The 21,035-nt window shown below is 57.8% G+C and carries 17 protein-coding genes and 1 pseudogene; 10 read left to right on the forward strand and 8 right to left on the reverse strand.

The features are described from left to right. Positions 1-18 precede the first annotated feature (18 nt). Both QMK58_RS14230 and gorA read left to right on the forward strand, forming a co-directional pair. Entirely contained in the window at positions 19-921 is a 903-nt protein-coding gene (locus tag QMK58_RS14230) for a hypothetical protein (RefSeq protein WP_413817416.1), read from the forward strand. Between the two features lie 203 nt (positions 922-1,124). Further along, a complete protein-coding gene (gene gorA, locus QMK58_RS14235; RefSeq protein ID WP_053159897.1) occupies positions 1,125-2,483 on the forward strand; it encodes a glutathione-disulfide reductase in 1,359 nt (452 codons plus the stop codon). Here the strand turns inward: gorA and QMK58_RS14240 are convergent. Next, positions 2,480-3,490, reverse strand: coding sequence for a DNA-binding protein (locus tag QMK58_RS14240; RefSeq protein ID WP_053159899.1), 1,011 nt, complete (start codon positions 3,488-3,490; stop codon positions 2,480-2,482). The two genes, gorA and QMK58_RS14240, sit on opposite strands and share 4 nt — an antisense overlap. A 285-nt stretch (positions 3,491-3,775) precedes the next feature. Here QMK58_RS14240 and QMK58_RS14245 point away from each other — a divergent pair, with 285 nt between their 5' ends. The 3 genes from QMK58_RS14245 (at position 3,776) to ahpF (ending at position 7,103) form a co-directional block, all read left to right on the forward strand. After that, positions 3,776-4,711: a site-specific integrase gene (locus QMK58_RS14245; RefSeq protein WP_320396487.1), complete on the forward strand. Its 936-nt coding sequence runs from the start codon at positions 3,776-3,778 to the stop codon at positions 4,709-4,711. 137 nt (positions 4,712-4,848) lie between these two features. Beyond that, positions 4,849-5,412: an alkyl hydroperoxide reductase subunit C gene (gene ahpC, locus QMK58_RS14250; RefSeq protein WP_007975937.1), complete on the forward strand. Its 564-nt coding sequence runs from the start codon at positions 4,849-4,851 to the stop codon at positions 5,410-5,412. A gap of 128 nt (positions 5,413-5,540) precedes the next feature. After that, positions 5,541-7,103: an alkyl hydroperoxide reductase subunit F gene (ahpF, locus tag QMK58_RS14255; protein ID WP_053159903.1), complete on the forward strand. Its 1,563-nt coding sequence runs from the start codon at positions 5,541-5,543 to the stop codon at positions 7,101-7,103. Positions 7,104-7,267: 164 nt separating this feature from the next. On the opposite strand, the gene gloA is transcribed toward ahpF, so the two are convergent. Next, entirely contained in the window at positions 7,268-7,789 is a 522-nt protein-coding gene (gene gloA, locus QMK58_RS14260) for a lactoylglutathione lyase (RefSeq protein ID WP_053159905.1), read from the reverse strand. A 145-nt stretch (positions 7,790-7,934) separates the two neighbouring features. On the opposite strand from gloA, the gene QMK58_RS14265 reads away from it, so the two are divergent. After that, positions 7,935-8,453, forward strand: coding sequence for a DUF4946 domain-containing protein (locus tag QMK58_RS14265; protein ID WP_053159906.1), 519 nt, complete (start codon positions 7,935-7,937; stop codon positions 8,451-8,453). A gap of 163 nt (positions 8,454-8,616) precedes the next feature. On the opposite strand, the gene QMK58_RS14270 is transcribed toward QMK58_RS14265, so the two are convergent. Together QMK58_RS14270 and QMK58_RS14275 are read right to left on the reverse strand one after the other, a co-directional pair. Beyond that, complete coding sequence (locus QMK58_RS14270) at positions 8,617-8,982, reverse strand: histone-like nucleoid-structuring protein, MvaT/MvaU family (protein WP_053159907.1); 366 nt, start codon at positions 8,980-8,982, stop codon at positions 8,617-8,619. A gap of 232 nt (positions 8,983-9,214) precedes the next feature. After that, the gene (locus QMK58_RS14275) at positions 9,215-10,747 is read right to left on the reverse strand and encodes an EAL domain-containing protein (RefSeq protein WP_053159909.1); all 1,533 of its coding nucleotides are present in this window, start codon (positions 10,745-10,747) and stop codon (positions 9,215-9,217) included. A 468-nt stretch (positions 10,748-11,215) separates the two neighbouring features. On the opposite strand from QMK58_RS14275, the gene hppD reads away from it, so the two are divergent. After that, the gene (gene hppD, locus QMK58_RS14280) at positions 11,216-12,292 is read left to right on the forward strand and encodes a 4-hydroxyphenylpyruvate dioxygenase (RefSeq protein WP_320396488.1); all 1,077 of its coding nucleotides are present in this window, start codon (positions 11,216-11,218) and stop codon (positions 12,290-12,292) included. A 133-nt stretch (positions 12,293-12,425) separates the two neighbouring features. Here hppD and rarD read toward each other — a convergent pair whose 3' ends face one another. From rarD to QMK58_RS14295, 3 genes are all read right to left on the reverse strand, one after another. Beyond that, positions 12,426-13,307, reverse strand: coding sequence for an EamA family transporter RarD (gene rarD / locus QMK58_RS14285; protein ID WP_053160407.1), 882 nt, complete (start codon positions 13,305-13,307; stop codon positions 12,426-12,428). Between the two features lie 182 nt (positions 13,308-13,489). After that, positions 13,490-14,503 carry an aldo/keto reductase gene (locus QMK58_RS14290; protein WP_320396489.1) on the reverse strand — a complete coding sequence of 338 codons (1,014 nt, stop codon included), beginning with the start codon at positions 14,501-14,503 and terminating at the stop codon, positions 13,490-13,492. A 154-nt stretch (positions 14,504-14,657) separates the two neighbouring features. Further along, positions 14,658-15,968, reverse strand: a complete 1,311-nt coding sequence (locus QMK58_RS14295; RefSeq protein ID WP_320396490.1) for an MFS transporter — start codon at positions 15,966-15,968, stop codon at positions 14,658-14,660. Between the two features lie 171 nt (positions 15,969-16,139). Here QMK58_RS14295 and QMK58_RS14300 point away from each other — a divergent pair, with 171 nt between their 5' ends. The 3 genes and pseudogenes from QMK58_RS14300 to QMK58_RS14310 all read left to right on the forward strand — a co-directional run. After that, positions 16,140-17,264, forward strand: coding sequence for a sugar diacid recognition domain-containing protein (locus QMK58_RS14300; protein WP_320396491.1), 1,125 nt, complete (start codon positions 16,140-16,142; stop codon positions 17,262-17,264). Positions 17,265-17,463: 199 nt separating this feature from the next. Then, complete coding sequence (locus QMK58_RS14305) at positions 17,464-18,609, forward strand: glycerate kinase (RefSeq protein ID WP_320396492.1); 1,146 nt, start codon at positions 17,464-17,466, stop codon at positions 18,607-18,609. Positions 18,610-18,694: 85 nt separating this feature from the next. Beyond that, positions 18,695-19,864: pseudogene (locus QMK58_RS14310) on the forward strand (pyridoxal phosphate-dependent aminotransferase); the annotation flags it as partial. 182 nt (positions 19,865-20,046) lie between these two features. On the opposite strand, the gene QMK58_RS14315 reads toward QMK58_RS14310, so the two are convergent. Continuing rightward, a complete protein-coding gene (locus tag QMK58_RS14315; protein WP_053159924.1) occupies positions 20,047-21,024 on the reverse strand; it encodes a 2-hydroxyacid dehydrogenase in 978 nt (325 codons plus the stop codon). Between the last annotated feature and the right edge of the window lie 11 nt (positions 21,025-21,035).

Below are 21,035 nucleotides of genomic sequence, written 5' to 3' on the forward strand. Positions count from 1 at the left end.
GCACCACAAAAACGGCTGTTGTCGCGCAACGATTATTTGGCGCCGCTGCCCATCCCTACGGGAGAAAAGCCGTGTGATGTGCTCAACATCATTTGGCGCAAGAATGAGGTGTTTTTGGATGTCGGCAACTACAGCATTGGTTCGGCGGTAATGGTGCTATGGCCGATGGTGATGTTGTTTTTAGCCATGTCTTTTTTTACTCGAAATCTCAATTCTGACTTCAGTCAAGAGATTTTGATATTGGGCGCAGTTATTATGGCCATTCCTATCTGTTTGGTAATCCAAGGCCTCTTCCGCGAAGTCCCCTTACCCATACGCTTCAACTGCCAACGCCGCGAAGTCTGCGTCCCACGCGATAACGGCGAATACTGGCTCGTCCCCTGGGAAAGCGTGACCGCCGCCGCCACTCAGCACTCTTCCGTCAGCCAGGCTGGCCGCAACACGATGGGCTTGCTGGTCATCGGCTTCGAGAATCCCGATCCCCACGCCGAGGAAGACAACAAGCACTTTTCGCTGGGCTTCCACTGCGGCGGCGGCACCACGGCGATGGCGTTGTGGGAGTGCATGCGCAGCTACATGGAGATCGGGCCGGCAGCAGCGCCGGAGGCGGCTGCGCTCAACTCGGGAGCGAACCTGCGCTACTACATCGATTACATGAGCGACAAGGCCAAAGAGCGCGGTTGGATTTTGACGCTGTTGTGGGAGGGCGTGTTCGGCGTATTCATCTTCAATGCTCCTCTCGCCACCTATCTGCAAAGGAAAAAGCTGTACCCACCGCCTGACCTGCTCTATCCCGACATCATCGAATGGTCCAAACCACTCCCCCCGGAACAATGGGCCAAACCCTCCCCGAAACTCGAAGCCGCCATCGCCAAACGCGAGGCTGAGCTCGCTACCCAGCAAGAGCGAGAGCCGGCTTGACGACGAATCCTCAAGGCCGCTCGTTCTGCGGCGCGCATCAGTGGATTCCGCTCAGGGCAGGCCAAGGCTTGGCTCTGAGCGGCCTTTTTAATACGTTGCCGAGTGTGTGCACATGACGCTGAGGCGTGAGGGGCTATCGGGTGCCGCCTTGTGGCGGCAAGTGGGTCGAGTGATATGCTGTCGGCCTGCCGAGGAGATTGAAAATGGCCTACGATTTTGACCTTTATGTGATTGGTGCCGGTTCCGGCGGTGTGCGGGCGGCGCGGTTTGCGGCCGGGTTTGGCGCGAAAGTGGCGGTGGCCGAGAGCCGTTATTTGGGCGGGACCTGTGTGAACGTCGGCTGTGTGCCGAAGAAGCTGCTGGTGTATGGCGCGCATTTCGCCGAAGACTTCGAGCAGGCGTCTGGTTTTGGCTGGACGCTGGATGAAACGCAGTTCGATTGGGCGACGCTTATCGCCAACAAGGACCGCGAGATCAATCGCCTGAACGGCATTTATCGCAATCTGCTGGTCAATAGCGGTGTGTTGTTGCATGAGGGACACGCGAAAATCATCGATCCGCATCAAGTCGAGGTGAATGGCGAGCGTTTTACCGCTAAAAATATCCTGATCGCCACGGGCGGCTGGCCGCAGATCCCGGAGATTCCGGGGCATGAACACGCGATCAGTTCCAATCAGGCGTTCTTCCTCAAGGAGCTGCCAAAGCGAGTTCTTGTGGTTGGCGGTGGTTACATCGCTGTCGAGTTTGCCGGGATTTTCCATGGCTTGGGCGCGCAGACCACGCTGTTGTATCGTGGTGAGTTGTTCCTGCGCGGTTTCGACGGTTCCGTACGCAAGCATTTGCAGGAAGAGCTGACCAAGCGTGGAATGGACCTGCAATTCAACGCGGACATCGAGCGCATCGACAAGCAGGTCGATGGCAGCCTGAAAGTTACGCTCAAGGATGGACGTCAATTGGAAGCCGATTGTGTGTTCTATGCGACCGGTCGGCGTCCGATGCTCGACAACCTTGGCTTGGAAAACACCAGGGTCAAACTCGACAAGAAGGGCTTTGTTGAGGTCGATGATTTGTATCAGACCGCCGAGCCGTCGATCCTGGCCTTGGGCGATGTCATCGGTCGTGTGCAGCTGACACCGGTGGCGCTGGCTGAAGGCATGGCCGTTGCGCGCCGCCTGTTCAAGCCTGAGCAATATCGTCCGGTGGATTACAAGATGATCCCGACGGCGGTGTTCAGCTTGCCGAATATCGGCACCGTCGGTTTGACCGAAGAGGAGGCTCGCGAAGCTGGCCATGAGGTGCAGACTTTCGAGAGCCGCTTCCGCCCGATGAAGCTGACCTTGACCGAATGTCAGGAGCGCACCTTGATGAAACTGGTGGTGGATGCCAAAACCGACAAGGTGCTGGGTTGCCACATGGTCGGCCCGGAGGCCGGGGAGATCGTTCAGGGCCTGGCGATTGCCTTGAAGGCGGGCGCGACCAAGCGCGACTTCGACGAAACCATCGGCGTGCACCCGACGGCCGCCGAAGAGTTCGTCACCATGCGTACGCCGGTCACCGGTTAATCGTCTTTGGCTGAGTCTGGCGCCGTCGTAACGACGGCCGCCAGACGCACGCTTTCCTCCAGGTCTGCCTGGGCTTTGGTCAATTCCAATTCCAATGATTTGTTGATCTGCGACTGCTCATCGACATTCTGTTTGAGCGCCTGACTTTCCAGCAGGGCGATGCGCAAGCGTTCCTGGAGGAGGGTGCGCTCGCTGTCTACGCGGGTTGTCTGCTCCAGCAGTTGATCCTGACGGGTATTGCTTTGCTTGAGCTGCTCCTGCATCAGGCTCAGCTCCCGCAGCGTGCCGCGGTTCTCAGTCAGCAAGCGCTCGTTGTCTCGGTGCAGCTGGGTGATTTCGTCCTGACGGACAAGCGCGCTCTGCTGCGCCTGACGCAATTCCACCTGAAGTTGTTGCACCTGGCCTTCGTGGCGACTCAGTTCTTGCTCGCGCTGTTCCTTCACCGCGTTGCGATAGTGCTCCAGCGCCTCGCGAGCGTGCAGGTGCTTCTCTTCAAGGGAGCGGATCTGCTCGTCCTTGTCTTGCAGGCGCAATTCGAAATCGGTCAGCGCCTGGTTCAGGCCGGCGTTGCGCGATTGCTCCGCTTGCAGCATGGCACGGGTTTCTTGCAGGGCCTCGGAGTCCTGGGTCAGCGCCAGGCTTTGAAATTCGTATTGCTGCTGCAATTCGGTGTTGTTGTCTTGCGCCTCGGTCAGCTGAATCTCCAGCGCTTTGCGTTGCTGCTCGAACTGTTCGCGGGCCTGGTCGACAGGCTCTTGCGCCTGCTGCTTGAGCCGTTGCGCCAGTCGCGCGACCAGCGCCAACAGTTCATCGTCAATCGGTTCCGACGTTTCTTCAGTGTTTTCGACCCGGTCGTCCAGCTCTTTGAGGTAGCGATGGATCGTGGTTTTCGAGCCCGTGTTGCCCATCTCGATTCGCACAGCATCAATGCTGGGGTTTTCCCCTCGAGCAAGGATCGCCAACCGGGCAGCCTGCACTACCACTTTATTTACGCCGCCACGAGCCATGAGATCTCCTACGATTTATTGCTGTGGTACATACCACTACATTACACATTGTACCATTCATAATAAAAAGTTAAATGCTGAATGTTATTAACACGGGATATACTGGTATTACCCCGTATGAAGGCTGGTTTTCAGCATCAGTGGCGCAATTTCGGTACACAAAACCCCTGTAGGAGCGAGCGCGCTTGCGAAAAACCAGAGAGCTCCGCACAGCCAGGCAGCGAGCGTCATCGTTAACATCCCTCGCGAGCATGCTCGCTCCTGCAGGTGGTGAAGGTGATTTGAATGAGTGATATCGAGCGTTACCTGCAAGCCGCGACACGCGACAACACCCGGCGCAGCTATCGGGCGGCCATCGAGCACTTCGAGGTGGTGTGGGGCGGTTTTTTGCCGGCGACAAGCGATAGCGTGGCGCGTTATCTGGTTGCCCACGCCGGGGTGTTGTCGATCAACACCTTGAAGCTGCGCTTGTCGGCGTTGGCGCAGTGGCACAACAGCCAGGGCTTTGCCGATCCAACCAAAGCGCCGGTGGTACGCAAGGTGTTTAAAGGCATACGGGCGCTGCACCCGGCCCAGGAGAAACAGGCCGAGCCTTTGCAGCTTCGCCATCTGGAACAAGTGGTGACATGGCTGGCGCAGGAAGCGCAAACAGCGAAAGCCAAAAATGACCGTCCTGCTCTGTTGCGCGCCAAACGGGATACAGCATTGATCCTGCTGGGTTTCTGGCGCGGCTTTCGCAGTGATGAGTTGTGTCGGCTCCAAATTGAACACGTGCAGGCCAGCGCCGCCGCCGGTATCACGCTGTATCTGCCGCGTAGCAAGAGTGATCGCGACAATCTCGGCAAAACCTACCAAACCCCGGCATTGCAGCGATTGTGCCTGGTGCAGGCCTATATCGACTGGATCACTGAAGCGGCGCTGGTGCGCGGGCCGGTTTTCCGCGGCGTCGACCGTTGGGGGCATTTAGCTGAAGAAGGTTTGCACGCCAACAGCGTGATTCCATTGTTGCGTCAGGCGTTGGAGCGCGCGGGTATCTGCGCCCAGCATTACACCAGCCACTCGCTGCGCCGTGGTTTCGCCACGTGGGCGCATCAAAGTGGATGGGACTTGAAGTCGTTGATGAGCTACGTGGGCTGGAAGGACATGAAGTCCGCGATGCGCTACATCGAGACCAGCCCGTTTCTGGGCATGACGCGCCTGGAAACACCAATCGCACTGTAAATTCAGTTTTCTTCTATTAATTCCGGTGGCTAATAGCCAAAGCCAATCAGCAGCATCAGATTTGCCAATGAGCTATCGAGCGATTGGATAGGTAAAGTTCTTTCCATCAACTTCTTAACCCTGACGGAGAGTCAACGATGCCTATCATCAACAGCCAAGTTAAACCTTTCAAAGCTGACGCCTTCAAAAACGGCGACTTCGTAAAAGTCTCGGACGCTGACCTGAAAGGCAAGTGGTCGGTGGTGTTCTTCTACCCAGCCGACTTCACCTTCGTTTGCCCAACCGAGCTCGAAGACCTGGCTGACAACTACGACGCATTCCAGAAGCTGGGCGTCGAGATCTACAGCGTTTCCACTGACACCCACTTTGCCCACGCTGCCTGGCACAACACTTCGCCAGCCATCGGCAAGATCCAGTACACCATGATCGGCGACCCGACCCACGCCATCTCCCGCAACTTCGACGTACTGATCGAAGAAGCTGGCCTGGCTGACCGCGGCACCTTCGTGATCAACCCTGAAGGCCAGATCAAGATCGTTGAACTGAACGATGGCGGTGTAGGCCGTGACGCTTCCGAGCTGCTGCGCAAAATCAAGGCTGCCCAGTACGTCGCTGCCCACCCAGGCCAGGTTTGCCCGGCCAAGTGGAAAGAAGGCGAGGCCACTCTGGCTCCGTCCCTGGACCTGGTCGGCAAGATCTAAGTCTGTGACGCGCTTCATCAGGGCGGACATCCGCACCTTCTAAGCAAGCTGCACCGCCCAACAAAAACGCCCGGGCGAGATTCGCTCGGGCGTTTTTTTTGTCTCAAGAATTCAAGGAAATCGCCCGTATGTTGGACACCAATCTTAAAGCCCAGTTGAAATCGTACCTGGAACGGGTCACCCAGCCGATCGAGATCGTTGCTTCCCTCGACGACGGTGCGAAATCCCAGGAAATGCTCGAACTCTTGAAAGACGTTGCCAGTCTTTCCACCCTGATTACCTTGCTCGACAACGGCGATGATGCGCGTAAGCCGTCGTTTTCGATCAATCGCCCGGGCGCCGATATCAGCCTGCGTTTCGCCGGCCTCCCGATGGGCCACGAATTCACTTCGTTGGTGTTGGCGCTGCTGCAAGTCGGTGGCCACCCTTCGAAAGCCAGTGCTGAAGTGATCGAACAGATTCGCTCGCTCAAAGGCGAGTTCACCTTCGAGACTTACTTTTCGCTGTCCTGCCAGAACTGCCCGGACGTGGTCCAGGCACTGAACCTGATGGCCGTGTTGAACCCGAACATCCGCCACGTTGCTATCGACGGTGCGTTGTTCCAGGCTGAAGTCGATGAGCGCCAGATCATGGCGGTCCCGAGCATCTACCTCAACGGTGTGAACTTCGGTCAGGGCCGCATGGGCCTGGAAGAAATTCTCGCCAAGATCGACACCAGCGGCATCGAGCGTCAGGCCGAGAAGATCAGCGCCAAGGAAGCCTTTGACGTGCTGGTAGTCGGCGGTGGCCCGGCGGGTGCATCGGCCGCGATCTATGCAGCGCGTAAAGGCATTCGCACCGGCGTCGCGGCAGAGCGTTTTGGTGGTCAGGTGCTCGACACCATGGCCATCGAAAACTTCATCTCCGTGCAGGAAACCGAAGGGCCGAAACTGGCCGTGGCGCTGGAAGAACACGTTAAGCAGTACGACGTGGACATCATGAACCTGCAGCGCGCAGACAAATTGATCACGGGTAAAGAGGGCGAGCTGCATGAAGTCCACTTCGCCAGTGGGGCGAAGCTCAAGGCCAGAACCGTGATCCTCGCGACCGGTGCACGGTGGCGTGAAATGAACGTCCCCGGTGAGCAACAATACCGCAACAAGGGCGTGGCGTACTGCCCGCACTGCGACGGTCCGCTGTTCAAAGGCAAGCGAGTGGCGGTGATCGGCGGTGGCAACTCCGGCGTCGAGGCGGCTATCGACCTGGCCGGTATCGTGTCGCACGTCACGCTGCTGGAGTTCGACGTGCAGTTGCGTGCCGATGCCGTATTGCAGCGCAAGTTGCACAGCCTGCCGAACGTCACCGTGATCACCCGTGCGCAAACCACTGAAGTGACTGGCGACGGTCAGAAGGTCAACGGATTGCGCTATAAGGATCGCCAGACGGACGAACAGCACACCGTGGAACTGGAAGGGATCTTCGTGCAAATCGGTTTGCTGCCCAATACCGATTGGCTCAAAGGCACCATCGAGCTGTCATCTCGTGGCGAGATCATTGTCGATGCGCGTGGTGAAACGTCGGTGCCGGGCGTGTTCGCAGCAGGTGACGTGACGACTGTGCCGTACAAGCAGATCGTGATCGCGGTAGGTGAGGGTGCCAAGGCTTCGCTCAGCGCATTTGATCATCTGATCCGGACTTCGGCCCCGGCATAAAAGGCGGCGCTGAAAACACAAACCCCATGAGTGATCATGGGGTTTTTGTGTGTGTTGAAAAAGATTGCAGCCTGCGGCAGCTACTACGGGAGAAAAGCATTTCAAGTCAATGCAAACCTCGTTCTTGTAGGAGCTGCCGAAGGCTGCGATCTTTTGATTTTGATTTAGAGCGGCGCTGGCTGGATGATCTCGACCCAGTAGGCATCCGGATCCTTGATGAACGCCAGGCTCTTCATGCGGCCGTCGCTCAGGCGTTTCTGGAAGTCGCAGCCCAGTGCTTCAAAACGCTCGCACGCGGCGACGATGTCCGGCACCGAGATGCAGATGTGGCCGAAACCGCGCGGATCGGTATTGCCGTTGTGGTAGGCAAAGTCCGGGTCGTTTTCGGTGCCGTGGTTGTGGGTCAGCTCCAGAATGCCCGGAATCGACTTCATCCATTCGGTACGTGCAGCGGTGTCAGCGGGAATCTGGCTTTTATCGACCAGCGCCAGAAAGTACAGGCTGAACTCGGCTTCCGGGAAGTCACGTTTTTCTACCAGGGTGAAGCCCAGGATGCGCGTATAGAAATCCAGGGATTTGGTGATGTCCTTGACCCGCAGCATGGTGTGATTGAAGACGAACTTCTGGGTGGCGGTGTCTGGTTGGGCGGTGACGCCCGGGAAGCTGTTCAATTCGTGCAGGCTCATGGACCCTCCGGAAAATATGTGGGCTAACGAATGGCGACAATGATACGCAAGGGCTCTGACATCGCCAAACGCAAACGCTCAGCTATTGCCTGACCGGGCGGTCCGGGCTCAGACTTTGTTGATCAATTTGTGAGTACTGAGTGCAATGTTTCGATTCGGTCATTCGTTATTCGTTCTGTTAGCTTTGCTGTCGGGCGTTAGCCTTGCGTTCGCTGAAGCCCCCGTCGTGACGTGGCCACAAGGCTGGCAGGTTGAAGCCGTTCCCGAAGTCGATGTCGGTGTGAGCCGCCAGCGAGCAGTGAAAAATGATCAGGGCGGCGCGCCGGTCATGGTGATGGAGCTGACGATGAGTCAGGTCGAAAGCAATCACCAGGTAAACCTGGAAGGTGTACTGCTGGAAATGCGCAAGTCGGTGCAGAAGGACTTTTTTGCGAGCGGTTATCAAAGTGTTTGCACACGCATCCACTCCACTACGTTGAGTCGATTGGCGGCGCTTGAGACAACCTGCACTATCACGCAGAACGGCAGGCATGTGCTTTCACAAACATTGGTCGCCGCGATGGATGCCGATAAAGCCTATGTTCTTTCTTACGCCGGACAGGCCGAGGCTTACAAGGCGAGCATGGGGGAAGTAGAGGCAGCGCGTAACAGCTTGAAACTTTAGTAATCCGGTGTGCGGTCTCGACACAAGAAAAAATTTTAGATACCCAAACGGATTAAGCACAAAGTTGATCGGCAGTTAGGTAAGCGTGCGCTACCTTTACGCGGATTTAAATGACACCACAGAAAAGCCCTGCATTGGCAGGGCTTTTCTGTGGGTACAAATGTTAGCCGCGAAGCCAGGAGTCAACGGTGGCGGCGCCATATTGTTCCTTCCAGGCTTTCAGGCCGCGATGGTTGCCGCCCTTGGTTTCAATCAGTTCGCCAGTGTGCGGGTTCTGATAAACCTTGACCACGCGAGCCCGGCGGGTTTTAGGTGCGGTGGCCTGTTGAAGACCGGATTTGCTCGGGTTCGGATCGAGAATGGCGATGATGTCGCGCAGGCTCTTGCCGTAAGTTTTCATCAAACCCTGGAGCTTCTCCTCGAATTCGATTTCTTTCTTGAGCCCGGCATCGTTCTTCAGGGATTCGAGCTGCTTGAGCTGTTCTTGAAGGGCCTTTTCGGCTGCACGAAATTCAGCGAGTCTGGACAATATCTTTACTCCAATAGTGTGTTTGGTTGATACCAACCGCAAACAAAGCTATAAGCCAAGAGCTTTGAAGCGACTCGGTGATAATGGCTCACCTGCCAATTTAGCGCGGGCATGAAAATTGTAGTAGTTAATTGGCCAAGAGTAAATCCTGACTTTTTCTTCATGTAACTAGAGTAGTAATTTGATTCACTTTGGTGCCTGTACACGTTGTCTTGTCGGTTAAGTCCGTTAGTTAATGGTCACTTAATGCACTAATGAACTCTGCACCAGACATCGGTTTGCCGAACAGATAACCCTGAAGGAAGTTCACACTTTGAGCGCTCAGGTAGTCACTTTGTCGTGGTGTTTCCACGCCTTCGGCAACCAGTGCCAGCTCGAGCTTGCCCGCCAGTTCGATGATGCTGTCCAGAATATGACTGGAGAGGGTATCGACGCCGATCATGGCGACAAAGCTCTGGTCGATTTTCAAGAAATCGACATTAAACTGGTGCAAGTAACCAAGGCTTGAGTGACCGGTGCCGAAGTCATCGATGGCGAATTTCACGCCCAACCCATGGAGTTGTTCGATCAGTTGCAGGGTGATGGCCGTGGGTTCGATCAGTTCCCGCTCGGTCAGTTCCAGCACCAGATGAACGGAGCCTGGAACAAATGCATCGAGAAACTCACGGCAATCGTTGACCAATTCCAGATCCTGGCAATGACTGGCGGTGATGTTGATACCGATATGAAAGGGCTCGCTGAAGGAGTCCGATTGCGGGGCGAGCAGGGCGGCGGTTTGTTTCATCAGCGAGCGGGTCATCGGCACGATCAGACCGGTGTGTTCGGCAAACGGAATGAACAGGTCTGGGCGCACCAGGCCTTCCTTTGGATGTTTCCAGCGCATCAATACTTCACACCCGGCCCAGCGCTTGCTGTCGCCATGCACAACGGGCTGGAAGTATGGAATGAACTCCGATGCTTCCAGCGCCCTTTGCATTTCATGGGTCGGCGACATTGAGCGCTTTTGCAGGAAGTGAACGATGGCACCGGCGATCACACCGAAAAAGATCAGCAAACTGAACAGCGGTGGGTATTCGCTGCGTATGTATCGCCAGGCTTCGCCTTCAGGGAAACCTGCCGATACTTTAAAAGCGTATTTTTTCGACAGCTCAGTGCTTTGGGCGACGGGCAATTCAGGCCGCGCGCTCGTATGGACTTTACCGTCAGCCGACAACCAGTCGGGGCCGACCTGGAGCAGCAACGCAGCCTTGCCGCCAATCAGGCGCAGGATGTTGCTCAAGTGATAACCATCCAGGGTCGTCAGTGCGCCTTTTTTGCCTTCACTGAGTCGATATACCAGCAGTGCCGTGTCGGGGGTCACCGGGTTGCCATTCATCAACCATAACCCGCCGTGCGTGTAGTCACCGGGATTGACTATTTCGTGAAACTCACCGAACAGCGAACTGCAGTAAAGATCGTTGTCCCACACCAGGTTGGTCGAGCGCACGAAAGGACGACGGGTCACTTGTTCGCGCAGGGCAAGCGTGACGTCTTTGCAATTCTGCCCGGCCAGTGGCAGTAACGCCTGAGCTGCCTGGGCCGTGTTGTCGAGCATCAGGTCGAACTGGTGAATTGCTTCGAGGGCGGTTTGTGCCGAGCTTTGCTGGAGTGTTCGCTGCGCCTGCATATAAAGAATGACGGATCCCAGCAGGATGGGGATCAAACCACTGATCAAGGTGATCGCCATCCTGAGTCTGCGTTGGCGGGATTTGACTTTCAGTGGCATTCGCGAAACCTGTTGCGATGAAATTAGGCTCTCAAATGCTGGTAGGGCAATACGCCTCCCATAAAGAGTTCGGGTATAGGCCATGATAGTTGGCCCTGGGCGGTTACGCTGCCGTCATATTGTCAGCCGTGGCGTGCACCTGCAGGGGGCGTGATTCTGGCAGGGATTTATCTGCGCAATAAACCCCTTGCGCGCTCAGGAAAAAAGGGGATTTTATACAGAAGGCGGACAAACCGTTTTACGCTGTGTAGAATCGGGTTACGCATACAATAATAATCGTCTTCTGGCAGCAGCAGAAGCCTCGCCCGCAAGAGCCTTGGGTCGACAATGAAGATATTCGGGTTTCAACTGATCTACGGTGACTTCCTCGCACGCAGCGTGCGGGGTATCTCCTGCGCGCCACCCACCGGTCTCAGCATTGCTAGCAAATAACCTTTGTTAATTGATAAAAATGATGAGGCGCCGACCATGGCAGATTTATACGAAAACCCAATGGGCCTGATGGGCTTTGAATTCATCGAGCTCGCTTCCCCGACTCCGAACACGCTGGAGCCGATCTTCGAGATCATGGGCTTCACCAAGGTCGCGACCCACCGCTCCAAAGACGTCCACCTCTACCGTCAGGGCGCGATCAACCTGATCCTCAACAACGAGCCCAACAGCGTGGCCTCGTACTTCGCCGCCGAACACGGTCCGTCGGTGTGCGGCATGGCATTCCGTGTCAAGGATTCACAAAAGGCCTATAACCGAGCGCTTGAACTGGGTGCCCAGCCGATTCACATTGAAACCGGCCCTATGGAGCTGAATTTGCCGGCGATCAAAGGCATTGGCGGCGCGCCGCTATACCTGATCGACCGTTTCGGCGAAGGCAGTTCGATTTACGACATCGACTTCGTGTTCATTGAAGGCGTTGACCGTCACCCGGCCGGGGCTGGCCTGAAGATCATCGACCACCTGACCCACAACGTGTATCGCGGTCGCATGGCCTACTGGGCCAACTTCTACGAGAAGCTGTTCAACTTCCGCGAAATTCGTTACTTCGACATCAAGGGCGAGTACACCGGGCTGACCTCCAAAGCGATGACCGCGCCTGACGGCATGATCCGTATCCCGTTGAACGAAGAATCGTCCAAGGGCGCCGGGCAGATCGAAGAGTTCCTGATGCAGTTCAACGGCGAAGGCATCCAGCACGTTGCGTTCCTGTCCGATGACCTGATCAAGACCTGGGATCACCTGAAAAGCATCGGCATGCGCTTCATGACCGCGCCACCGGAAACCTACTACGAAATGCTCGAAGGTCGCTTGCCGAATCATGGTGAGCCGGTGGGCGAACTGCAGGCTCGGGGCATTTTGCTGGACGGTTCGTCCGAGTCGGGCGACAAGCGTCTGCTGCTGCAGATCTTCTCGGAAACCCTGATGGGGCCGGTGTTCTTCGAGTTCATCCAGCGCAAGGGCGACGATGGTTTCGGCGAAGGCAACTTCAAGGCGCTGTTCGAATCGATCGAGCGGGATCAGGTACGCCGTGGTGTGCTGACCACTGACTAAGCGGATGTAAATGTAAAAAACCGGTCCTTTGTGACCGGTTTTTTTGAAGATCAAAAGATCGCAGCCTGCGGCAGCTCCTACAGAGAAATGGTGTTGATTCTGTAGGAGCTGCCGCAGGCTGCGATCTTTTGCTTTAGGGTCTGCGCTGTCGGACCAGATGCTTGAACCCTTCAAACACCAGCACCAGCACCGCCATCCAGATCGGAATGTACGTCAGCCACTCGCCGGCCTTGATACTTTCCCCCAGCAACAATGCCACGCCCAGCAACAGCACCGGTTCAACATAACTCAACAACCCGAACAGGCTGAAGGGCAGCAAGCGGCTGGCAATGATGTAAACCACCAGTGCCGACGCACTGATCACGCCCAGCACCGGAATCAACAGCGACAGCCACGGATGCTGCTCGAACACGCCGAAGCCTTGCGCGCCACTCAGCACGAACCAGAAGGCCACGGGCAGCGTCAGCGCCATGTCCAGCCACAAGCCGCCGAGGTTGTCGGCCTTCAGGCGTTTACGCAGAACGAAATAGGTCGGGTAGCCAATGCATACCAGCAAGGTCGCCCAGGAGAAACCACCAACCTGATACAACTCGTTGATCACTCCGAGGCAGGCGAACACCACGGCGACTTTTTGCAGATACGAGAGACGTTCGCCATAGGCAATGCGCCCGGTCAAGACCATGGTCAGCGGCAGCAGGAAATAGCCGAGGGAGACATCCAGGCTGTAGCCGTTGAGCGGTGCCCACATGAACAGCCAGAGTTGTACGCCCAGCAGGGCTGAGGAGGCAAACAGACCTGCGATCAGTTTTGGCTTGGCGATCACGCGCCGGACAATCTCGACGACACGTTTCCATTCGCCGGACCAGATCATGAACACGGTCATGCACGGCACGGTCAGCAGCATGCGCCAGCCAAAAATTTCCACGCCGCTCAGGGGAGTGAGCAACGATGTGTAGTAATACATGACGGCGAACAGCACCGAGGCTGAAACCGATAGAGCGATACCTTTAGACAAGCTGTCCTCGCGAGGTTGACGGTGAAACGGGGTGCGGAGGATACGTGGTTTTAGCGATAAATACTGACCCACTGATCAACACCTTCCTGCGTAGGAGCCGGCTTGCCGGTGAACCAGACGACGCGGTACGTCAGGCGCGCCCTTTTCGCTGGCAAGCCAGCTCCTACAGAAGATGAGTTTCGTCAGACATCATGTGGTTTACGGCCCGACACAAAATGGCTCACATCATTGAACCCCGGCGTCGACGCATGCCCCGGCGTCACCAGTGAATCAATGAACGCTTCGTCTTCGGCAGTGATGTTCACCGCTTGCGCCATAGTGTAGGCGTCCCACTGCGCTTCGGTGCGGGGCCCGACGATGGCTGAAGTGACCGCATTGTTGTTCAGCACCCAGGCGATGGCGAACTCAACGATGCCAACGCCGCGCTGTTGGGTGTACTGCTGGATTTGCTGGGCGATGCGCAAGGATTCGACGCGCCACTCGGTTTCCAGAATTCGCTTGTCCGCACGCCCGGCACGGCTGTTGGCGTCCGGCTTCACATCCGGCGCGTACTTGCCGCTGAGTACGCCGCGCGCGAGCGGACTGTAAGGCACCACGCCAAGTCCGTAGTTTTGCGCGGCGCTGAGCTGCTCGGTTTCGGCCTGGCGGTTGACGATGTTGTAAAGCGGCTGGCTGATCACCGGCCGGTCGACGCCCAGCTTGTCGGCTACACGAATCACCTCGGCGATGCGCCAGCCACGATAGTTGGACAAGCCCCAGTAACGGATCTTGCCCTGGCGAATCAGATCGCCAATGGCCGATACCGTGACCTCCAGCGGCGTATTGTGGTCTTCGCGGTGAAGGTAATAGATGTCGAGGTAATCGGTGCCCAGGCGCACCAGGCTGGCATCGATGCCATTGAAGATGTGCTTGCGGCTTAAACCGCTGCGGTTCGGAACGCCGTCCACCGGGCCGAAACCGACTTTGGTCGCGAGTACCCATTCCTGCCGGCGACGGACAATCGCTTCACCGACGATTTCTTCGGAGCGACCGTTGGTGTAGACGTCGGCGGTGTCGATGAAATTGATGCCCTGGTCCCAGGCCTTGTCGATGATCCGCAAGGAATCTTCGGTGCTGGTCTGTTCGCCGAACATCATCGTGCCCAGGGTCAGGGTGGACACCTGAAGACCTGAATGACCCAGCGTGCGATAGCTCATGAGCAAATCCTTTTACCAGTGGGAAAGGCTCAATCAGATATCAGAATTGTTGGATATGGCAAACGAAAAGATCGCAGCCTGCGGCAGCTCCTACACAGAAATGACATTCACATTGTAGGAGCTGCCGCAGGCTGCGATCTTTTGATTTTCGCTTTTAAGCGCGCAGGGTTCGGGTCATGCGCAACGCCAGCAAACTACCGCAGACGATGACACCCGCCAGCAGATACAGCGCCGCATCGGTCGACCCGGTGCTGTCCTTGACCCAACCCACCAGGTAGGGGCTCAGGAAGCCGGCCATCTGCCCCATGGAGTTGATCAACGCCAGACCACCGGCAGCCGCACCGGCGCTGAGCATCGCGGTCGGCACTGGCCAAAACATTGGCAGGCCGGTGAGGGCACCCATGGTTGCGATGGTCAGGCCGAGGATGGCGATGGCCGGGTTGGCGGCGAAGTTTACGGCGATCAACAGACCCAACGCGCCCATCAGCATCGGTACAACCAAATGCCAACGACGTTCCTTGCGCAGGTCTGCCGAGCGTCCGACGATCAACATGAACACCGCCGCCAGCAGATACGGAATCGCACTGAGCCAGCCAATCATCAGATTATCGCTGAAGCCCAGGTTCTTGATGATCGACGGTAGCCAGAAGTTGATCGCGTAGACACCGCTCTGGATACAGAAGTAGATCAGGCCGAAGGCCCAGATCGCCGGGTTCTTGAACACCGCCAGCAGCGAATCGGTGGTGGTTTTCGGTTTGCTGGCAAGGTCCTCGGCATGGTCGGCTTCGAGCACCGAGCGCTCGAACGGGGTCAGCCATTTGGCATTGGCATAGCTGTCGCTGAGCAGGAAGTAAGCCAGTGCGCCGAGCACAACGGTCGGAATACCTTGCAGCAGGAACATCCACTGCCAGCCGGCAAGACCACCCTGGCCTGCGGCGAAGTGATTGAGAATCCAGCCAGAGAAGGGACTGCCGAGCAAACCCGAAACCGGGATCGCCGACATGAACAACGCCATGATGCGGCCACGGCGGAAGGTCGGGAACCACTGCGAGAGGTACAGCACCACACCCGGGAAGAACCCGGCTTCGGCCGCGCCGGTGAACAGGCGCAATGTATAGAACTCGGTCGGTGTGGTGACGAAAAGCAGGCAGGTCGACAGCGTGCCCCAGGTGATCATCATCAGCGCGATCCAGCGCCGTGGACCGAATTTGGTCAGGGCCAGGTTGCTCGGTACGCCGCACAGCACGTAGCCGATAAAGAAGATCCCGGCCCCGAGGCCGTACACGGTTTCGCTGAATTTCAGCGCGTCGAGCATCTGCAGCTTGGCAAATCCAACGTTCACCCGGTCGAGGTAGTTGAACAGGTAGCAGATGAAAATGAACGGAATCAAACGCAGGGTAATGCGTTTATAGACGGCGTTTTTATCGTCAGCGATGGCCTGGGACGCTACGGCGCTCTGTGACATGGCGGCTCTCTCTTTATTATGATTTTTTGCGATGCAAAGGGTAACGTTGATCGCCCTGAGAGTCTCGACCACCCTAACGGTTGCTGTCTTTGTGCCGGCGCACAGGGTTTGCGAACCCACCCTGTGCGGGTGAACAACCCGTTCCTTCAAATCTCTTCAAGGATTACGCCTATGTTCGAACTCGATCACGACCTGGCCCAGGACATCGTCGACCGGGCGATGGCTATTCTGCCGTACAACGTCAATGTCATGGACAGCCAGGGCCTGATCCTCGGCAGCGGCGAACCTGAGCGGGTCAACACCCGACACGAAGGTGCGCAACTGGTGTTGGCCAACGGTCGTGTGGTGGAGATCGACGCGCAAACGGCGATCCATCTCAAGGGCGTGCAGCCGGGCATCAACCTGCCGCTGATGCTCGATCAGCGCTTGATCGGCGTACTCGGCATCACCGGTGAACCCGAGCAACTGCGCACCTATGCCGAACTGGTGCGCATGACCGCTGAAATGTTGGTGGGCCAGCGCAATCAGCAGGCCGAACAGCAATGGCGGCGCCAGCGTTGCGATGACCTGTTGGCGTTATTGCTCAGCGACGCCGGCAGTTCACCGCGGTTGATCGACGAAGCTCAGCAATTGGGCCTGAAGCCGCAATTGACCCGTGTGCCGTACCTGTTCGAGTTAGGCATGGAGCACGGACCAGGGCAAACCGCCGAGGCACTCAACGCCTGGCTGACGACCCGTTATCCCGACAGCTGGTGCGTGAACTCGGCGAAGTCTTCGCTGCTCTGGTGCCGACCGGCCAGTCAATCCATCGAGAATGACCGTTTGCTGGATAAGCTCGACGCCCTGGGTTGGAACATCCTGCGCCTGGCCGTAGGCGGGCAGGCCGATGGACTGAGCGGCTTGCGCCGTTGCTATCGCCGGGTTGGCGACTTGCTGGCCTACGGCCGCGATGTGCTGCCCGGTTCTCGATTGCTGACGCTCCATCGCTATCGCCTGCCGGTCATGCTCTGGCGTCACCGCAATGACGATGCCCTCGACGAGTTGCTGAATCCGCTGCGCAAGGTCATCACCAAGGACAACAACGGTCAGTTGCTGGCGACTCTGCGCAGTTGGTGCGAACACGACGGTCAGAGCCAGGCTTGCGCCGATGCCTTGGGGATTCATCGCAACAGCCTGCGCTATCGGATGGAGCGGATTGCCGAACTCAGTGGAGTTGACCCATTGCGCCTCGACGGCATGTTGGCGTTGTACCTGGGCGTGCAGCTACTGCCGCAGACCGATATACATACCCCGTAGGAGCTGCCGCAGGCTGCGATTTTTTGATCTTGAAAAATCAAAGTCAAAAGATCGCAGCCTGCGGCAGTTCCTACAGTGAGCGTGTGTATCTCGGGTTTTGTGGAAATGAACAATAATCCTCACAACCACTTGTGCAGCGGACCGGCGTTATTGTGTGTGGCGGCTGGCAGCATGTAGGCATTGGAACTGGAGAATTCCCATGAAAATCGTGATCGCCCCCGACTCGTTCAAAGACAGCCTCAGCGCCCAAGGCGTGGCCGATGCCATTGCGCTGGGATTGGCTGAAGTCTGGCCCGAAGCGCAATTGATCAAATGCCCGATGGCCGATGGCGGGGAAGGGACGGTCGAATCGATTCTCGCTGCCTGTGAAGGCGAGCTGCGCCGCAATGAAGTACGCGGTCCGCTGGGTGCAACGGTCAACGCCGCCTGGGGCTGGTTGCCGCAAAGCCACACCGCGATCATCGAAATGGCCGAGGCCAGTGGCTTGCAGTTGGTGCCCGTGGATCAGCGCGATGCCTGCATCAGTAGCACCTTTGGCACCGGCGAATTGATTCGCGCGGCCCTCGACGCCGGCGCGCAACGGGTGATTCTGGCGATTGGCGGCAGCGCGACCAACGACGGTGGTGCGGGCGCGGTGCAAGCCTTGGGCGTGAAGCTGCTCGATGCCCAAGGGCAGACCTTGGCGCCGGGTGGCCTGGCACTCTCGCAACTCGCGCGGATAGACCTGCGCGACATCGACCCGCGTTTGGCACACGTGCGTTTCGACATCGCCGCCGACGTCAACAATCCGCTGTGTGGCCCGCATGGCGCCTCGGTGATTTTCGGCCCGCAAAAAGGCGCTACACCCGAGCAGGTCGAACAACTGGACTGCGCCCTTGCGAATTTTGCGGGGCATTGTGCAAGCGCCTTGAAAAGGGATGTGCGCGACGAGCCCGGCAGCGGTGCGGCGGGTGGTTTGGGATTTGCCGCAAAGGCCTTCCTGGGCGCGCAATTCAAGGCCGGGGTCGAAGTGGTGGCGGAACTGGTGAACCTGGCCGAAGCGGTCGCTGGAGCCGATCTGGTGATCACGGGCGAAGGTCGTTTCGATGCACAGACCCTTCGCGGCAAGACGCCGTACGGCGTGGCACGCATCGCAAAACTACAAGGTGTGCCGGTCATTGTGATCGCCGGCACGCTGGGCAAGGGCTATCAAGCGCTGTACGACCACGGCATCGATGCAGCGTTTGCCCTGGCGAGCGGGCCGATGAGCCTGGACCAGGCGTGTACCCAGGCGCCGCGCCTGTTGCGTGAGCGAGCCACCGATATTGCCCGGGTCTGGTGGATGGCCAGCCGTACACGCGGATAGTTTCTGCGATGCGCATTCGAAGGGTGGCGTGTTTCATGAATTGAGATAGGGTTGAGGCTAGGAATTCGCGCGACAGGAGAACGACATGCGCTATTCAGCCTTGACCCAACGAATCGCGGGAGAAGGAGCGGCGGCCTGGCAGATTCATGATCGAGCGCTGGAGCTGCGCGAGCAGGGGGCCGATGTCCTGCTGCTCTCGATCGGCGATCCAGACTTCGAGACACCCAAACCCATTGTTCAGGCCGCGATCGCCAGTCTGCTGGCTGGCGACACTCATTACCCCGAAGTACGGGGCAATCGAGGGTTGCGTAACAGCATCGCCCGTCAACATCGCCAGCGCAGCGGTCAACCCGTCGATGCAGACCATGTCATCGTCTTTCCGGGTGCGCAGTGCGCCGTGTACTCGGTCGCACAATGCCTGCTGGACCCGTGCGATGAAGTGATCATCGCCGAGCCCATGTATGTGACCTACGAAGGCGTGATCGGCGCGTGTGCAGCCAAACTGGTGTCGGTGCCCGTTCGTTCGGCAAACGGGTTTCGCGTGGATCCGGCCGATGTCGCCGCTCGGATCACACCGAAGACTCGAGCCATTTTACTCAACAGTCCGAACAATCCTTCCGGCGCCAGCCTGTCGCTCCCCATCTGGCAAGCGCTGGCTGCGCTGTGCATTCGTCATGATCTGTGGCTGATCAGTGACGAGGTCTATAGCGATCTGTTGTACGAGGGTAAGCACATCAGCCCGGCCAGTCTGCCGGGCATGGCCGAGCGCACTGTGACGATCAACAGTCTTTCCAAATCCCATGCCATGAGTGGATGGCGGGTGGGATGGGTGATCGGCCCCAAACCCATGGCCGAACACCTGGTGAATCTGTCGCTGTCGATGCTGTTCGGGATTCCGGACTTCGTGCAGAACGCTGCGCAATTGGCGCTGGATCAAGACCTGCCGGAAGTCGCCTGCATGCGTGAGGAGTATCGCCAGCGGCGCGACCTGGTGTGCGCAAGTCTGAGCCTGTGTCCGAGCCTCAGGCCTGTTCGGCCCGATGGCGGGATGTTCGTGATGGTCGATGTACGAAAGACCGGATTGTCCGCCCAGCACTTCGCCGAGCGGCTGCTCGAAGGGTATGGCGTGTCGGTACTGGCGGGCGAAGCGTTCGGCCCGAGTGCGGCGGGTTACATCCGCATCGGCCTGGTGGTGGATCAAACCAGGCTGGCGGATGCCTGTCGACGCATGGCGTTGTGTGCGGCGGATTTGCTGATATCGGGGATAACACAGTCTTCTGGCGCCACTCATCGCGATTGCACGAGCAAGCTTGCCAGCGATGGTCGTTAACGACACCGCGTGCATGCTGGATAAACCCGGCGCTGGCAAGTCCATCGTCGCACGCCGCCCGGAACAGGCTCGCTCGCACAATGGTTTGCCCGCGAACGATCAGGTTCTCAAGCTTTCCACGCCCTGGCATTCACCAGATTCACCGGCCGCTCACCCGCCAGCGCCGCCAACAGGTTATCTACCGCACACTTGGCCATGGCTTCACGTGTTTCATGGGTTGCAGAGCCGATGTGCGGCGTCGCCACCACGTTGTTCAGCCGCAACAACGGCGAATCAGGATTGAGTGGCTCACGTTCGAAAACATCCAGCCCCGCCGCACGAATCTGACCCGTGCTCAAGGCATCGATCAACGCTGCTTCATTGACCACCTTGCCTCGGGAAATGTTGATGAAAATGCTGTCGGGCCGCATTAGCGCGAACTCTTTGGCACCGATCAGGCCTTCGGTTTCGGCGGTTAACGGCAACGTCAGGCATATGAAATCCGCTTGCTGCAACAGCTCGGTCAGGCCGCGGTACTGCGCTCTGAAACGTTGCTCCACCGCCGGTTTTGGCGAATGGCTGTGGTAGATCACCGGCATACCAAAACCGAAATGCCCACGCTGCGCCAAGGCCTCGCCAATACGTCCCATCCCGATGATGCCCAAGGTTTTACCGTGCACGTCACTGCCGAAATGCGGCGGGCCGATGTTGCGTTTCCATTCGCCTGAGCGAACCAGATTCGCCAATTCCACCACTCGCCTGGCGCTGGCGAGAATCAGCGCGAAACCGGTGTCGGCGGTGGTTTCTGTCAGCACATCAGGGGTGTTGCTGAGCAAGATCCGACGCTCGTTGAGGTAGTCAATGTCGTAGTTGTCGACGCCCACCGAGACACTGGCGATGGCTTGGAGGTGCGGCGCCCGGTCCAGCAGTTCGGCATCCAGTTTCAGGCTGGCGCCGAGCAGACCGTGGGCGCGGGGCAAGCTGTCACGCAGTTTTGCCATGCCTTGTGCATCAAGGCTGTCGATCAGCGTGACCTCAGCCTGCTCCTGCAGGCGAGCCATGAGCAGCGGCGAAAGTTTTTTGTACAGAACGACCTGCTTTTTCATTTGGGTGATCT

The organism is Pseudomonas sp. P8_241 (assembly GCF_034008315.1).
In the GTDB taxonomy this organism is placed as follows: domain Bacteria; phylum Pseudomonadota; class Gammaproteobacteria; order Pseudomonadales; family Pseudomonadaceae; genus Aquipseudomonas.

Excerpts from the sequence above, each read along its gene's own strand:
- gloA (WP_053159905.1), bottom strand. The coding sequence starts at position 7,789 with ATGAGCCTGCACGAATTGAACAGCTTCCCGGGCGTCACCGCCCAACCA.
- hppD (WP_320396488.1), top strand. The coding sequence starts at position 11,216 with ATGGCAGATTTATACGAAAACCCAATGGGCCTGATGGGCTTTGAATTC.
- ahpC (WP_007975937.1), top strand. The coding sequence starts at position 4,849 with ATGCCTATCATCAACAGCCAAGTTAAACCTTTCAAAGCTGACGCCTTC.
- QMK58_RS14275 (WP_053159909.1), bottom strand. The coding sequence starts at position 10,747 with ATGCCACTGAAAGTCAAATCCCGCCAACGCAGACTCAGGATGGCGATC.
- QMK58_RS14315 (WP_053159924.1), bottom strand. The coding sequence starts at position 21,024 with ATGAAAAAGCAGGTCGTTCTGTACAAAAAACTTTCGCCGCTGCTCATG.
- QMK58_RS14295 (WP_320396490.1), bottom strand. The coding sequence starts at position 15,968 with ATGTCACAGAGCGCCGTAGCGTCCCAGGCCATCGCTGACGATAAAAAC.
- QMK58_RS14245 (WP_320396487.1), top strand. The coding sequence starts at position 3,776 with ATGAGTGATATCGAGCGTTACCTGCAAGCCGCGACACGCGACAACACC.
- QMK58_RS14240 (WP_053159899.1), bottom strand. The coding sequence starts at position 3,490 with ATGGCTCGTGGCGGCGTAAATAAAGTGGTAGTGCAGGCTGCCCGGTTG.
- ahpF (WP_053159903.1), top strand. The coding sequence starts at position 5,541 with ATGTTGGACACCAATCTTAAAGCCCAGTTGAAATCGTACCTGGAACGG.
- QMK58_RS14300 (WP_320396491.1), top strand. The coding sequence starts at position 16,140 with ATGTTCGAACTCGATCACGACCTGGCCCAGGACATCGTCGACCGGGCG.
- QMK58_RS14265 (WP_053159906.1), top strand. The coding sequence starts at position 7,935 with ATGTTTCGATTCGGTCATTCGTTATTCGTTCTGTTAGCTTTGCTGTCG.
- gorA (WP_053159897.1), top strand. The coding sequence starts at position 1,125 with ATGGCCTACGATTTTGACCTTTATGTGATTGGTGCCGGTTCCGGCGGT.
- QMK58_RS14290 (WP_320396489.1), bottom strand. The coding sequence starts at position 14,503 with ATGAGCTATCGCACGCTGGGTCATTCAGGTCTTCAGGTGTCCACCCTG.
- QMK58_RS14305 (WP_320396492.1), top strand. The coding sequence starts at position 17,464 with ATGAAAATCGTGATCGCCCCCGACTCGTTCAAAGACAGCCTCAGCGCC.